The sequence below is a fragment of the Bifidobacterium asteroides genome, assembly GCF_003202695.1.
GTDB lineage: Bacteria > Actinomycetota > Actinomycetes > Actinomycetales > Bifidobacteriaceae > Bombiscardovia > Bombiscardovia asteroides_G.
This window is the reverse complement of the sequence record NZ_QGLL01000006.1, coordinates 539,110-552,741: the sequence shown is the minus strand read 5'-3', so window position 1 is coordinate 552,741 and position 13,632 is coordinate 539,110. Positions and strand designations below refer to the sequence as shown.

Sequence of the window (13,632 nt, the reverse complement as noted above, 5' to 3'; positions counted from 1 at the left end):
CTATTCTCTATGTTTGAGGGTTGGCTGGGCGATATGCACAACCTCTCATTGGCATCTGGCCGACTCCGACGGGCCGCTTGCGTTGTCACTTCGACCCTGGCGGCCTCAGCCATGGACCTGTTGGCTCCTCGAGCCTGCGCCGGCTGCGACCGCCCCGACCTTCTGCTATGCCCCAGTTGCAGATCTCTGCTTTTCCGGCCTTTCTCGGTGCCTGCGCCTGCCTATGCCGCAGGTTTGGCCTTGGCCTGCGCTCCATATCGCGGTCCTGTCAGGCGGATCATTCTGGCCTGGAAGGACCATGACAACCGACCCTTGGACGGGCCCTTGGGCCAAGTCATGGCCGATCTGGCTCCAGCCCTGTCCAGGCTGATCAACCCTTTGCTTCGATCCAAGCCTGCGAAGGCAATTCTGGTGGTTCCTGCTCCCTCTTCGGCCGCCTCCCTACGAAGGCGGGGGAGGGTTCATCTGCAGCCGATCCTTCTGTCCCTGGTCCAGGCCCTGCAGCGGCAGGGCCTGACTGCCCGTGTGGAACCAGCTCTGATCATGAACTCCGTCAGAACCAAGTCCGTTCAGGTGGGTGGCCGCCGGAATCGTTCCCATCGGCTGACAGGGCGGATCGCGGTTGCGTATCCCGCACGGCTGACAGGCCATCCCGTCCTGGTGGTGGACGACATCATCACTACGGGATCCACCATTCGCCAGTGTGCTCGCGCCCTGGAGAACGCAGGTGCTCTGCCGCTGGCCGCCTTGGCTCTGGCGGCTGTTCCTCCAGGTCATGAGGACCTCTAGCGGGCCTGCGCTACGGCCATCTCATCCCAGCGGGTGGTGGCCCGGGGGGAGAGCATGCCCCGGTTCATGGCCCAGTCGGCCCCCATATCCTCGTCACTCCGACCCTTGCCACGGATGCCTCCATAGCCTATGCCCACCCGGAAGGGGCCGAAACGCCGGGTGACATCCTCTAGGACATCTCCCAGACCATGGGTGTCTCGGGCTGCGTCCAGACCTTCCAGGGTGTGGAAGCGGTCGGCATCGGTCAGATCTAACAGAACCACCCCGGCCCGGATCCAGCGGGCGTACGGATCCACCCTGCCCTTGAGCGCTCGACTGGCTGCGCCGGCGATGACCAGCGGGTCGTCGCTGGGATCCTCCAGGACGACGGTCCGGCTGGCTGCGCAGAACTGCTGAGGCGCATAGGGGCTGGTGGAGCAGAAGACCCGCACCCTGCCGCAGAGGCCGTGCTGCCGGCGTAGACGGCGGCAGGCCTTCTGGGCATAGATGCTCAGCGCTTGAGCCAGTGTGGCGTAGCCCTCGATGGGGTGAGAGAACATGCGTGAGCACAGAATCTGATCGGTGCGCACGCCTCTGGCGGCATCCGCCTCGGGCTCGATGCAGGGCCATCCCCTCAGTTCGAGGAGGGTGCGCTGCAGCATAACGGAGAACCGGTGCCGGATCAGGGAGGGATCTGCATTGCGCAGATCCAAAGCAGTGGTGATGCCCATGCCCATAAGCCTGCCGGTCAGCCGTCGGCCCACCCCCCAGACTTGGTCGATGGGCACTGATGCCAGAATCTGGTCGCCATACTGGGCCTCCACTTGGTTCCAGAGGGTGATCCCCTCGGTCGAGGGATGATCCTTGGCCCAGTGGTTGGCCACCTTGGCCAAGGTTTTGGTAGGCGCCACCCCTACGCTGACGGGAATGCCGGTGGACCGCAGGACCGCGGCGCGCAGTTTCCGGCAGATCTCGACGGTGCGCTTGTCGTTCCATATGCTGTCCATGAAGCACTCGTCGATGGAGTAGACCTCCTGGTTGGGCAGGAAATGGGCCATGATGGCCATCATGCGCCGGGAGAGGCTGGCGTAGAGCTCATAGTTGGAGCTACGGGCCACCACCCCGTCCTGCAGGGCTCGGTCACGAATGGTGAACCAGGGTGTGCCATTGGTGATGCCCAAGGCCTTGGCCGAGCGATTGCGGGCCACTACGCAGCCGTCGTTGTTGGACAGCACGACCACCGGACGGTCAGCCAGGGAGGGATCGAAGACCGCCTCGCAGGAGGCATAGAAAGAATTGGCATCGGCCAGGACTACCCGGCTCGTCAGAGCGGTCCCGGCTGCAGGATCGGCCGATCCCTGTGCGCTCACGCCGACCCCCAGCCCGTGGAAGGGTAGACGGGTTTCCGGCTCTGGCTTCCCGTGGGCCTGTGTCTATGCGGAGTGTGTCCGGGGTAGGTGACCTGAGGCAGGGGAGAGCCGCTCCGGGGTTCGCCCTTGGCATCCACTCGCTGCCAGTGGTAGTTGCCGATGACGACTCCCCAGATGACCAGTTCCTCGCCCTCCTGGGGCAGGAAGTCAGGGTAGGCGGGGTTCTCGGCCCGCAGCATGGTCCGTCCCTTGCGCCTGGCCAGCCGTTTGACCAACAGCTCGTCGTCCAGAATGGCGATGACGATGTCTCCCTCGCGGGGCTCCAGGGATCGGTCGACCACTAGCAGGTCCCCATCGAAGATGCCAGCGCCGGTCATGGAATCGCCGGCCACATGAATGATGAAGGTGGAATCGGGGTGGACGATGACGTTCTGATCGAAGCTGAAATCGCCACTGAAGTAGTCCTGGGCTACTGAAGGGAAACCGGCGTGGACGGCCTCCAGGGCCTGGGGAATGGGGCTGGGGCGCCCTCGGAAGATGCTCAGGGCGTCGACCCGGCACTCCGGCAGGGAAACAGGGGCCGCCTCCGGCGACCCATGGATAGCAGCTACCATGGCACACCTCGAACTCGATGATATTCGAACAAATGTTCGATTTCATTATGAGTCGAAGTTCGCCTCCCCGTCAATGCGGCGCGTCGGACCCGCCGGAGCGGTCCCCGTCCACCTCGTCCTCGTCGGGATCGCGGTGGTATCTGGGCAGGGTGATCTCGAAGTCCGCTCCGCGCGGATCGTCCACCACCTGCACTTGTCCTCCATGCAGCTGAGCCGCCCACCGGGCGATGGACAACCCCAGCCCGGTGCCTCCCGACTCCGTGCCCGGTCCGGCCTTGCCCTTGACGAAGCGCCGGAAGATGTCGGTGCGGGCCTCGGGAGGTATCTGCGAGCCGAAGTTGACCACGTTGGTGACTATGGCCTCGTGCTGCCGGTCCTCGTGGGCCTGGATCAGCACGGTAGTGCTGTCGGCCGAGTGCTTCAGGGCGTTGCTGATGACGTTGGTGAAGAGCTGGCGCAGCCGGTCCTGGTCGCCCTCCATTCTCAGGCCCTTCTCCAGATCAACCTGGATGTCGTGGGCATGCCCGGCATCGGCTATGACCAGGGGCTGAAGGGTCTCGTCAATGAAGTCCCCGAAGTCGAAGTCCTCGATCTGCAGGCTGGCGGCCCCGGCCTCCATCCTCGACAGGTCCAGCAGGAAGGCGATCAGGTCGGACAGGCGGTGGGTCTGCTCCAGAATCCCTTCCAGGTTGGCTGGCGTGGGGTCGGTCACTCCGTCCGCCATGTTCTCCACCATGGCCTGCAGAGCCGAGACAGGGGTGCGCAGCTCGTGGCTGACATTGGCCACCATGTCACGGCGCATCTGGTCGGCGTGCTGGAGCTCCTCGGCCATCTCGTTGAAGGACTGGGCCAGGAGTCCCACCTCGTCATGGCTGGTCGTCGTGGCGTGGACCCGAACCGTGTAGTCACCGTCGGCCATGGCCTCGGCTGCATCCCGCATCTGGCGCAGGGGCGCAGTGAGCCCCCGCGAGAAGAAGTAGGTGATCCCCAGGGCCACCACCAGGGTCAGGGGCATGGCAATCCAGCCGCTCCAGCCCATCTTCAGCAGGAACCAGGCCATTACGAAGGCGATGGCTGTGGAGATGATGATCAGGACGCTCAGCTCCACCTTCAATGAGGCGAAGGACCCAATGGGTCGTTCGCGGTCCACACGCGCACTCAGATTAGGCCTCTTGCGCCGGTTTCTGCCGTCCTTGCCCATTGTCTGCACTGCAGCTGCTACCGCTGGTCCTGGTCCTCGGGCGGCTCGAAGGCGTATCCCACGCCGTGCACAGTACGGATCATCTGCGAGCCCAGCTTGTGGCGCAGCGCCTTGACGTGGGAATCCACCGTCCTGGTGCCTGAGGCATCCACCCAGTCCCAGACCTCCTCCAGCAGCTTCTCACGGGTGAGCACGGACTTGGGTCGACGGGCCAGCGTGGCCAGCAGGTCGAATTCGGTGGGAGTCAGGTGTATCTGCTCCCCACGCAGGGTCACGATGCGCTGGGCCGGGTCGATGACCAGGGATCCGAAGTCCAGCACCTTCTCGTTCTCGGAGTTCTTGGCAATGACCTTGGCTCGCTCCACCCTGCGCAGAAGGGCCTTGCAGCGGGCGATCAGCTCGCGCATGGAGAAGGGCTTGGTCATGTAGTCGTCGGCGCCGGCTCCCAGACCGGTTACCTTGTCGGCCTCATCATCCCGGGCGGTCAGAATCAGCACCGGCACCGGCCGCTCGGCCACGATCCGCTTGGTGGCCTCCAGACCATCCATGACGGGCAGCATGATGTCCATGATGACCAGGTCAGGTTTGATCTGGGATGCGGCCTGCACGGCGCTGGCACCATCCGAGGCCACCCGTGCCGTCCACCCTTCGGCGGTGATGCGCTGGGCGATGGCGGTGGCCAGGGTGGGTTCGTCCTCAACCACCAGGATGGTGCTGGGTGTAGTGTAGCGGCTTGTGTTTTTGATCATGCCTACCTCTGTCTTCGATCACTGATCCGCAAAACGATGGTCGTCATGCGGGGTGGAGCCTTTTGGCATTCGTTCCACCACCGTCGTTTCTTCCAGAATAGTCTTCAGAGCCTCCAGGGGAAGTGTGCTCGCGGAGAATCGCGTCGTCTTCTGACGCCCGTCGGCAAGTCCATGCGCGATGACATTATTATATGGTATTTTATCGACTCGTTCTGGAGGACATATGGGTTACAAGGTCGGTGACATGGTCGTCTATCCGCGTCATGGGGCCGCCAGGGTGGATGCCATCACCGAACGGACCGTCAAGGGCGTCACCCGTAAATACCTGCAGCTGTCCGTGCTCTCCTCTGACGGGCTGGTCATCAACGTTCCCGTCGAGAACGCAGCCAAGGTGGGCGTCAGGGACATCGTCGACGCCAAGGCAGTGGCCAAGGTCTTCGAAATCCTGCGCACCCCGGTGGTCGAGGAGAAGGAGATGAACTGGTCCCGCCGCTATAAGCTGAACGTGGAGAAGATAGCCACCGGCGAGGTCAACAAGATCGCCGAAGTGGTGCGCGACCTCTCTCAGCGGGACGTGGACGAGCACGGGCTGTCGGCGGGCGAGAAGCGGATGCTGATCAAGGCCCGCAAGATTCTGACCTCCGAGATCGCCCTGTCCGAGAAGCTGGACGAGGACGAGGCCCAGCGTCTGCTGGACGTCAATCTGGGCTATGCAGAGCCCATGCCTGGCGATGACAAGCACCATACCAAATCCCCCAAGGAACCAGCTTCCAAGACCTTGGCACGGGTGGCTCAGGAGGCATCCAAGACCAAGGGCAAGGGCAAGACCAAGGCCAAGCACTGAGGCCGGGACCAGTCGTGGGTGATCCAAGCGTCGGACTGGGCTTTGATGCTCATCGCTTCGATCCAACTGGAGAACGTCCCCTCTGGCTGGCCTGCCTGCCCTGGAATGACGGAACTCCTGGCCTGCTAGGCGATTCTGACGGCGATGTGGCCGCCCACGCCCTGATTGATGCCATCTTGTCAGCTGCCGGCCTGGGTGATATCGGCACCTTGTTCGGCTTGGGCCCACAGGCTCTTGGGGCGGGCATGCATGGGGCAGCCATGCTGGAGAGGACCATGGACTGCCTGCACGGGCACGGCCGCAGTTTGCTCAACGCCTCCCTAGTCATCATCGGCCAGCGTCCCAAAGTTTCTTCCCGTCGTCACCTGGCCCAGCAGGCCATGAGCCAGGCCGTCGGGGCACCGGTCCGGCTGACCGCCACCACGACTGATGGCATGGGGTTCACCGGTCACAACGAGGGCATCGCCGCCATGGCTGCCGCCCTGGTGGACTGATCGGCATCAGGCGCGCAGTGCCGCCCATCCTTTAGCCAGGGCCCAGAAGAGGGTGGACAGGGTCACGATGACGAAGCTTGGAGGAGCGGGCACCATGGCCGAAATCACCAGGCCCCCCCAGATGGAAGCCAGGCAGATCAGTCCTGATACAAGCATGGCCCGAAGGGGAGATGCCACCAGAATGTTGGCCGTGGCCGCTGGAGTGACGACCAAGGCGAAGATGAGCAGAGTCCCTACTGCCGGTACGGCGATGGTGATGACCCCGGCCATGATGGCCATGAAGGTCAGGTTCATCAGCCCGATGGGCACGCCTCGGGCCTGGGCCACCTGCTCATCCAGGGAGCTGAAGAGCAGGGGCCGATAGATCAGGGCCAGCAGGATCAGCAGGATCGCGTCGAAGATTATGAAGCCGATGACCTGGCCTCGGGTGATGGTCAGGATGGAACCAAAGAGGATGGCCTGCATTTGCTGGGATGCCGAGCTGGACATCCTGGCGAAGAAGAGTCCCAGGCCGGTGGCGAAGGCCAGGACCGTGCCCGTGGCGATCTCCCTCTGCGAGGCCCGCTTGCCCAGGGCTCCGATGACCAGCGCCCCTCCCAGGGCGAATAGGCCCATGCCGACAGAGACCGGCAGCCCCAGCAAGACAGCCCCTGTGGCGCCAGGCAGCCCGATGTGGGCCAGGGCGTGGGCAGCGAAGGTGGAATGTCTGGCAATGGTGAAGTAGCCCATGGCTCCGGCGGCCACAGCGATGCATAATCCTGCCAGCATGGCGTTGCGCATGAAAGGGGCGGCGAGGATCTCCGTCCAATGGGAATCGAAGACTGATGTGGTCATGAGGTCCTTTCCTTGTCCGTTTCGTGCAGGCGGGCCACCTGGCTGGGTTGATAGCGATTGTGGACAGGTCCGATCGGCTCGTCCATGTCGGGGGCCACGAACATGTCCCCTTGGGGAGTGGTGACTACCTCCACCTTGGTGCCGTAGAGGTGGGTGAGCAGATCCGAGTCCAGCACGTCGTCCATGCGGGCGTAGTGGGGGTGTCCATCCAAGAGGTAGACCGCCCCGGTCAGCACAGGCAACAGCATGTTCAGGTCATGGGCCACCACCTGGATGGTCATCCCCAGACGGCTGTTGAGCTGTGCCAGCAGGTGGACGGTGGCGCGCTGCCCGGCCAGGTCCAGATTGGCCAGGGGTTCGTCGAGCATGAGCAGATCAGGATCGCAGACCAGAGCCTGGGCGATGGCCACCCGCTGGCGCAGGCCGCCGGAGAGCTGCGACAGGCGCAGGTGGGCCCTGTCCTCCACGCCGACGAAGCGCATGGCCTTTCTGGTGCGCTCGCGGTCCTGCCGGGTGACGGGGTGAATGCCGAAGCGGGTGCCGGTGAGCCCCAGCAGAACGGATTGCTCGGCCGTAAGGTTGGAGTCGATATCCGAAGTGTAGCTCTGAGGCACGTAGCCGATGCGGTCGTTGGCCTGCCCAGCTGGCTGTCCCAGGACCTGCAGACTGCCTGCATCCAGGGGGAGCAGGCCGAGCTCGGCCTGCATCATGCTGGTTTTGCCGGTGCCGTTGGTGCCGACGATGGCCGTCACGGTCCCCGAGGGAATAGCGAAGGTTCCCTCAGACCAGATCAGCCGCCCAGATCGGCGGATGGCGGCATGGTCGAAGACGATGCAGGCCTGGGTGGATGTTCTATCCGTGTCCGTAACCATGGCGTCCTTTCCGGGAGGGATTCAAGATGGTGGTCCTGCTCTTATTGAGCATGATTCTCATTATGACGAGGGAAAGGGTAGCGCGCAACCTCGTCAGCCAAGTCTTCCTCTCATCGTGGCCCGCGCTGCAACCCGGTCGGTTTCCGCCTATGTCCTCATGCGGCATTCGCTTTGGCAGTCAGTCAAATCGAAGGTCCGGTTTTTCGCGCGCCTGCATGCAACATGGATGCGGTCGCCGTCCGGACCGTCCCTCGGACATGTGGTTCCGGTCGCGAAGGAATCTGCGCTAGGCTTGCTCAGACGAATTCGACGAGGGTTTGCGCCCGCTTGGATGATGGAGATGTATTGACGGCAGTGAAACTAGACGGAAAGGCGGCGGCTGCAGAACTCAAGGAGGACCTGCGCGCTCGCGTGGCTAGGCTGACAGCCTTGGGGCGCACTCCTGGCCTGGGAACCATCCTGGTAGGGGAGGACCCCGGTTCGCTCAAATATGTGGAGGGCAAGCATCGTGACTGCAGCCAGGTAGGCATCCGGTCGATCAGGGTGGACCTGCCCGCCGATACCGGCAAGGAGCGGATTCTTGCTGCAGTGGATCAGCTTAACCAGGATCCTGACTGCACCGGCTACATCGTCCAGCTGCCCCTGCCTTATGGTGTGGACCCCACTGAGATCATCGAACGCATCGATCCGGCCAAGGACGCCGACGGCATGCATCCCTACAATCTGGGCCAGCTGGTCCTGCATGCCGACGGCCGGGTGCGGACCCCTCTGCCCTGTACCCCGCGGGGTATTCTGCATCTGCTTGACCATTACGGGATCGACCTCGCCGGCAAGGAGGTCTGCGTGCTGGGTCGAGGATTGACCGTGGGGCGCACCATCGGACTGCTCCTGACCAATCGCGGGGTGGACGCCACCGTGACGCTCTGTCATACCCGCACCAGGGACATTGATGCTCATCTGCGCAGGGCGGACGTGATCATCGCAGCCGTGGGCCGAGCCGGGCTGGTCGGTCCGGATCAGGTTCGCCCGGGTGCCGTACTGGTGGATGTAGGCGTCTCCAGAATCTGGGACAAGCAGGAGGGGCGCTGGCGGATCAAGGGCGACATCGATCCGGCCGCCAGGCCGTCTTCATCCGCCTATACGCCTAATCCCGGCGGTGTAGGACCGATGACCCGCGCCATGCTCCTGGCCAACGTGGTCGATTCCGCTGAGCGAGCCGCCGGAATCCTCGCCTGCGACACGCCCGAGGCATCCCGGCGACAATGACCGTGGTGTCTCCTATCATGGAGGATGTTCGCGCCTACCGGCGGGAACGCATAACTCAATACGGTAAAAATATCCACCAACTATACAAGAAACAATTTAATTAATGGCAGAGAACAAGAAGGAAGTCCCTCAGGTCGCGGTCAACGACATCGGATCCGAGGAAGACTTCATCAAAGCAGTCGATTCCACCATCAAGAACTTCGACGATGGGGATCTGGTCGAGGGGACGGTCGTCAAGATCGACCATGACGAGGTTCTGCTGGACATCGGCTACAAGACCGAGGGCGTGATTCCCTCCCGCGAGCTTTCCATCAAGAAGGATGTCGATCCCGACGACGTGGTCCAGGTCGGTGACACCATCGAGGCTCTGGTCGTCACCAAGGAGGACAAGGAAGGGCGCCTGATCCTGTCCAAGAAGCGCGCTCAGTACGAGCGTGCCTGGGGCGACATCGAGAAGATCAAGGATGCTGACGGAGTCGTCGAGGGCACCGTCATCGAGGCCGTCAAGGGCGGACTCATCGTCGACATCGGTCTGCGTGGCTTCCTGCCCGCATCACTGGTCGAGATGCGCCGCGTGCGCGACCTGTCTCCCTACATCGGGCAGAAGATCAAGGCCAAGATCCTGGAGCTGGACAAGAACCGCAACAATGTGGTCCTCTCCCGCCGCCAGTACTTGGAGGAGACCCAGTCCGAGGTGCGCGAGACCTTCATGGCCCAGCTCAAGAAGGGCCAGATCCGCGAAGGCACGGTCAGCTCCATCGTCAACTTCGGCGCCTTTGTCGACCTGGGTGGCGTGGACGGCCTGATCCACGTTTCCGAGCTCTCCTGGAAGCACATCGATCACCCCAGCGAGGTCGTCAAGGTGGGCGACAAGGTCACTGTCGAGGTGCTGGATGTCGATATGGACCGCGAGCGCATCTCGCTGTCCCTCAAGGCCACCCAGGAAGACCCCTGGCAGCGCTTCGCCCGGACCCACGTGCCCGGACAGATCGTCAAGGGCAAGGTCACCAAGATCGTGCAGTTCGGTGTCTTCGTCTCCGTCGAGGACGGCATCGAGGGCCTGGTCCACATCTCCGAGCTGGCCAACCGCCACGTGGAGAACCCCGAGACCGTGGTCAAGCAGGGCGAGGAGATCTTCGTCAAGGTCATCGATGTCGATCTGGATCGTCGCCGTATCTCCCTGTCGCTCAAGCAGGCCGACGACTCCGTCGATCCGACCTCCGAGGACTTCGATCCGGCCATCTACGGCATGCCCGCCGAGTACGACGAGGACGGCAACTACAAGTATCCCGAGGGCTTCGACCCCGAGAGCAACGAGTGGATCGCCGGCTACGAGAAGCAGCGGGAGGAGTGGGAGTCCCAGTATGCGGCCGCCCACGACCTCTGGGAGCAGCACAAGGCCTTCGTGGCCAAGGAGCTGGAGAACGCCGAGGCTTCAGCTGCGGAGGACAGCAGGTCCTCTCAGACGCCTGCCTCTGGTTCTCACTCTCACCGTCAGAGCTCCGAGGAGACCACCAACTACAGCTCGGAGTCCAGCTCCGAGGGCACTCTGGCCTCCGACGACCAGCTGGCCGCCTTGCGCGAGCAGCTGCTCAAGGAAAAGAAGTGAGCGTTAAGCAGTGAATGGAGGGGTCCGGCCTCGGTCGGGCCCCTCCATTTGTATGTGCTGTCATAACAGCTACATGTGGGAGGTCGGGATGATACGTGTGGGATTGACCGGCGGGATAGCGGCTGGCAAGAGCACTGTGGCTGCTCGGCTGGCTCAGGACGGGGCCAGGATCATCGACTACGACCGGCTCTCCCATGAGGTCATCGCTCCGGGCGGAACGGGCGTGAAGCCCGTTCTGGAGCGCTTTGGAGCGGACTGCGGGGACGATCAGGGGGGAGTGGACAGGTCAGCCCTGGCGGCACGGGTCTTTGGGGGGCCGACGGCCGACCGGGATCGCAAGGATCTGGACGACCTCATTCACCCGCTGGTCTATGACCTGGCCGCAAAGGTCGAGCAGCCATGGCTGGACGGCTCCGAGGTGGTGGTCCATGAGGTGCCCCTGCTGACCGAGGTAGGCTCAGCCATTCCTTTTCATTTCGACAGGGTTCTGCTGGTAGAAGCTCCAAGCCAGGTGAGAATTGCGCGTATGGTGAATCAGCGGCATATGACGCCGAGCCAGGCTGTTGAGCGCATCGGTTCCCAGACCAGCAGCAGTTCCCGACGCGCTCAGGCTGATCTGCTGGTGGACGGATCCCAGCCTATCGAACAAATGTTCGAGTCTGTTGATAGAATATATGAAGAGTTGAAGGCCTTGGCCAAGGGATCCTCACGCAGTTACTGACGGGTCTTGGCAAACGACGCATCCTGGAAGGGAGTTTCATGGGGTTCAACATTGAGCGGACCGACAAGCCCTTCGTGGTCAAGTCTCCCTATAAGCCTTCCGGCGATCAGCCAGAAGCCATCGAGGAGCTGGCCACTCGGATTGAGAATGGCGAGAACGATGTGGTGCTCATGGGAGCCACCGGCACCGGAAAGACCGCGACCACGGCCTGGCTGATCGAGCGCCTGCAGCGGCCCACCCTGATCTTGGAGCCCAACAAAACACTGGCTGCACAGCTCTGTGCCGAGTTCCGCGAGCTCATGCCCGACAATGCTGTCTCCTACTTCGTCTCCTACTACGACTACTACCAGCCTGAGGCCTACATCCCCCAGACGGACACCTATATCGAGAAGGACTCCAACATCAACGATGATGTGGAGCGTCTTCGGCATGCCGCCACAGCCAACCTGCTGACCAGGCGCGACTGCGTGGTGGTGGCCACGGTCTCCTGCATCTACGGCCTGGGAACGCCCGAAGAGTACGCCGGACGCATGCTCTTCCTGCACGAGGGGGACCGGATCAACCGGGACGATCTGCTGCGCAAGTTCGTGGACATGCAGTACAAGCGCAATGACATCGCCTTCACTCGAGGCACCTTCCGCGTGCGAGGAGATACGGTTGAGATTATCCCCGTATATGAAGAGCTGGCCGTACGCATCGAATTCTTCGGCGACGAGATTGACCGCATCTCCACGCTGCACCCGCTGACCGGGGACGAAATCGCCCATGAGTCCTCAGTGCACATCTTCCCAGCCTCCCACTATGTGGCCGGTCCCGAGCGGATGGAGCGCGCACTGAAGACCATCAAGGAGGAGCTGGACTGGCGTGTGGGCCAGCTGCGTAAGCAGGGCAAGGAGCTGGAGGCTCAGAGGCTGACCATGCGTACCACCTATGATCTGGAGATGCTCACCCAGATCGGCACCTGCTCCGGAGTGGAGAACTACTCCAGACATTTCGATGGACGCGAACCTGGAACGCCGCCCCACACCTTGCTTGACTTTTTCCCTGACGACTTCCTGCTGGTCATCGACGAGTCCCATGTGACCGTTCCCCAGATCGGTGCCATGTACGAGGGTGATGCCAGTCGCAAGCGGACCCTGGTGGAGCACGGCTTCCGCCTGCCTTCGGCTATGGACAACCGTCCGCTGAAGTGGCCCGAGTTTCTGGACAAGGTCGGTCAGACCGTTTATCTGTCGGCTACTCCTGGCGACTATGAGATTGGTCTGTCAGACGGTGTGGTGGAGCAGGTCATCCGGCCCACAGGTCTGCTGGATCCCGAGGTGGAGGTCAGGCCGGTCAAGGGCCAGGTGGATGACCTCCTGGACGAGATCAAGACGCGGGTGGACCGCCATGAGCGGGTCCTGGTGACCACGCTGACCAAGAAGATGGCCGAGGACCTGACCGACTACCTGCTGGAGCGCGACATCAAGGTGGAGTACCTGCACTCTGACGTGGACACCCTGCGGCGTGTGGAGCTCCTGCGGGAGCTTCGCGAGGGCAAGATCGACGTCATCGTGGGCATCAACCTCCTGCGCGAGGGGCTGGACCTGCCTGAGGTCTCCCTCGTGGCCATCCTGGATGCGGATAAAGAGGGCTTCCTGCGCTCCTACCGCTCCCTGATCCAGACCATCGGTCGTGCGGCCAGGAACGTGTCCGGCAAGGTCATCATGTACGCCGACGAGGTCACCGACTCCATGGAGAAGGCCATCAGCGAGACCAACCGTCGTCGGGCCAAGCAGATCGCCTACAACAAGGAACACGGTGTGGATCCCAAGCCGCTGATCAAGAAGATCAGCGACGTCAACGACATGCTGGCCAAGGAGGATGTGGACACTCAGACCCTGCTTGCAGGCGGCTATCGCAACGCTAACAAGGCCGGCAACTCTCACCTGGGCGTGCCCCTCTACGACAAGGAGGAGGCCGACAAGCGGCATCAGGAGATCCTCCAGGCCGGTCTGCCTGCGCAGGATCTTGCCGACCTGATTCGTCAGCTAAGCGACCAGATGCACACGGCTGCGCAACAGCTGCAGTTCGAACTTGCAGCCCGCCTGCGCGACGAAATCAAGGATTTGAAGAGGGAGCTTCGGCAGATGACCGAGGCTAAAAAGTAAGTTCGGCCCTTGGTCAGTGGCCAGCTTCGACCTTATTGCGAGCCTGTGATGTCCGGCAAGAGCATCACAGGCCTGAACTACAGAGCGCCGTCGGAAAGGATGATCAGACATGCAGACGGGGAGATGAGCACGTCATATCT

At 62.6% G+C, this 13,632-nt stretch carries 13 protein-coding genes; 7 read left to right on the top strand and 6 right to left on the bottom strand.

Annotated features, from left to right (window positions below):
• Window positions 1-9: 9 nt before the first annotated feature.
• Window positions 10-789, top strand: coding sequence for a ComF family protein (locus tag DKK75_RS04345; protein WP_110452207.1), 780 nt, complete (start codon window positions 10-12; stop codon window positions 787-789).
• Here DKK75_RS04345 and DKK75_RS04340 read toward each other — a convergent pair.
• The 4 genes from DKK75_RS04340 to DKK75_RS04325 all read right to left on the bottom strand — a co-directional run bounded on the left by DKK75_RS04340 (window position 786) and on the right by DKK75_RS04325 (window position 4,702).
• Complete coding sequence (locus DKK75_RS04340) at window positions 786-2,138, bottom strand: Y-family DNA polymerase (RefSeq protein ID WP_110452206.1); 1,353 nt, start codon at window positions 2,136-2,138, stop codon at window positions 786-788. The genes DKK75_RS04345 and DKK75_RS04340 overlap by 4 nt on opposite strands.
• On the bottom strand, window positions 2,135-2,752 hold the full coding sequence (locus tag DKK75_RS04335; RefSeq protein WP_110452205.1) for a LexA family protein: 618 nt from the start codon (window positions 2,750-2,752) through the stop codon (window positions 2,135-2,137). Before DKK75_RS04335 ends, DKK75_RS04340 begins: the two co-directional genes overlap by 4 nt.
• Before the next feature lie 70 nt (window positions 2,753-2,822).
• Window positions 2,823-3,953 carry a sensor histidine kinase gene (locus DKK75_RS04330; RefSeq protein ID WP_110452204.1) on the bottom strand — a complete coding sequence of 377 codons (1,131 nt, stop codon included), beginning with the start codon at window positions 3,951-3,953 and terminating at the stop codon, window positions 2,823-2,825.
• Window positions 3,954-3,970: 17 nt separating this feature from the next.
• Window positions 3,971-4,702, bottom strand: a complete 732-nt coding sequence (locus DKK75_RS04325; protein ID WP_110452203.1) for a response regulator transcription factor — start codon at window positions 4,700-4,702, stop codon at window positions 3,971-3,973.
• Between the two features lie 223 nt (window positions 4,703-4,925).
• On the opposite strand from DKK75_RS04325, the gene DKK75_RS04320 reads away from it, so the two are divergent.
• Together DKK75_RS04320 and DKK75_RS04315 are read left to right on the top strand one after the other, a co-directional pair.
• The gene (locus DKK75_RS04320; RefSeq protein WP_110452202.1) at window positions 4,926-5,546 is read left to right on the top strand and encodes a CarD family transcriptional regulator; all 621 of its coding nucleotides are present in this window, start codon (window positions 4,926-4,928) and stop codon (window positions 5,544-5,546) included.
• 14 nt (window positions 5,547-5,560) lie between these two features.
• Window positions 5,561-6,040, top strand: coding sequence for a 2-C-methyl-D-erythritol 2,4-cyclodiphosphate synthase (locus tag DKK75_RS04315; protein ID WP_110452201.1), 480 nt, complete (start codon window positions 5,561-5,563; stop codon window positions 6,038-6,040).
• A 6-nt stretch (window positions 6,041-6,046) separates the two neighbouring features.
• Here DKK75_RS04315 and DKK75_RS04310 read toward each other — a convergent pair whose 3' ends face one another.
• Window positions 6,047-6,874 carry a metal ABC transporter permease gene (locus DKK75_RS04310; RefSeq protein ID WP_110452200.1) on the bottom strand — a complete coding sequence of 276 codons (828 nt, stop codon included), beginning with the start codon at window positions 6,872-6,874 and terminating at the stop codon, window positions 6,047-6,049.
• Window positions 6,871-7,746, bottom strand: a complete 876-nt coding sequence (locus tag DKK75_RS04305; RefSeq protein WP_110452199.1) for an ABC transporter ATP-binding protein — start codon at window positions 7,744-7,746, stop codon at window positions 6,871-6,873. The genes DKK75_RS04310 and DKK75_RS04305 overlap by 4 nt, the downstream gene beginning before the upstream one ends.
• Before the next feature lie 345 nt (window positions 7,747-8,091).
• On the opposite strand from DKK75_RS04305, the gene DKK75_RS04300 reads away from it, so the two are divergent.
• From DKK75_RS04300 to uvrB, 4 genes are all read left to right on the top strand, one after another.
• On the top strand, window positions 8,092-9,012 hold the full coding sequence (locus DKK75_RS04300; protein WP_110452198.1) for a bifunctional methylenetetrahydrofolate dehydrogenase/methenyltetrahydrofolate cyclohydrolase: 921 nt from the start codon (window positions 8,092-8,094) through the stop codon (window positions 9,010-9,012).
• A gap of 103 nt (window positions 9,013-9,115) precedes the next feature.
• Window positions 9,116-10,621, top strand: coding sequence for a 30S ribosomal protein S1 (gene rpsA, locus DKK75_RS04295; protein ID WP_110452197.1), 1,506 nt, complete (start codon window positions 9,116-9,118; stop codon window positions 10,619-10,621).
• Window positions 10,622-10,694: 73 nt separating this feature from the next.
• On the top strand, window positions 10,695-11,342 hold the full coding sequence (coaE, locus tag DKK75_RS04290; protein WP_258333146.1) for a dephospho-CoA kinase: 648 nt from the start codon (window positions 10,695-10,697) through the stop codon (window positions 11,340-11,342).
• Between the two features lie 38 nt (window positions 11,343-11,380).
• Complete coding sequence (uvrB, locus tag DKK75_RS04285; RefSeq protein ID WP_110452196.1) at window positions 11,381-13,492, top strand: excinuclease ABC subunit UvrB; 2,112 nt, start codon at window positions 11,381-11,383, stop codon at window positions 13,490-13,492.
• Window positions 13,493-13,632 lie beyond the last annotated feature (140 nt).

What these genes read in the sequence shown, in the direction of transcription:
- DKK75_RS04330 (WP_110452204.1), bottom strand. Translation starts at nt 3,953, where the DNA reads ATGGGCAAGGACGGCAGAAACCGGCGCAAGAGGCCTAATCTGAGTGCG.
- coaE (WP_258333146.1), top strand. Translation starts at nt 10,695, where the DNA reads ATGTGGGAGGTCGGGATGATACGTGTGGGATTGACCGGCGGGATAGCG.
- DKK75_RS04345 (WP_110452207.1), top strand. Translation starts at nt 10, where the DNA reads ATGTTTGAGGGTTGGCTGGGCGATATGCACAACCTCTCATTGGCATCT.
- DKK75_RS04310 (WP_110452200.1), bottom strand. Translation starts at nt 6,874, where the DNA reads ATGACCACATCAGTCTTCGATTCCCATTGGACGGAGATCCTCGCCGCC.
- rpsA (WP_110452197.1), top strand. Translation starts at nt 9,116, where the DNA reads ATGGCAGAGAACAAGAAGGAAGTCCCTCAGGTCGCGGTCAACGACATC.
- DKK75_RS04305 (WP_110452199.1), bottom strand. Translation starts at nt 7,746, where the DNA reads ATGGTTACGGACACGGATAGAACATCCACCCAGGCCTGCATCGTCTTC.
- DKK75_RS04335 (WP_110452205.1), bottom strand. Translation starts at nt 2,752, where the DNA reads ATGGTAGCTGCTATCCATGGGTCGCCGGAGGCGGCCCCTGTTTCCCTG.
- uvrB (WP_110452196.1), top strand. Translation starts at nt 11,381, where the DNA reads ATGGGGTTCAACATTGAGCGGACCGACAAGCCCTTCGTGGTCAAGTCT.
- DKK75_RS04325 (WP_110452203.1), bottom strand. Translation starts at nt 4,702, where the DNA reads ATGATCAAAAACACAAGCCGCTACACTACACCCAGCACCATCCTGGTG.
- DKK75_RS04320 (WP_110452202.1), top strand. Translation starts at nt 4,926, where the DNA reads ATGGGTTACAAGGTCGGTGACATGGTCGTCTATCCGCGTCATGGGGCC.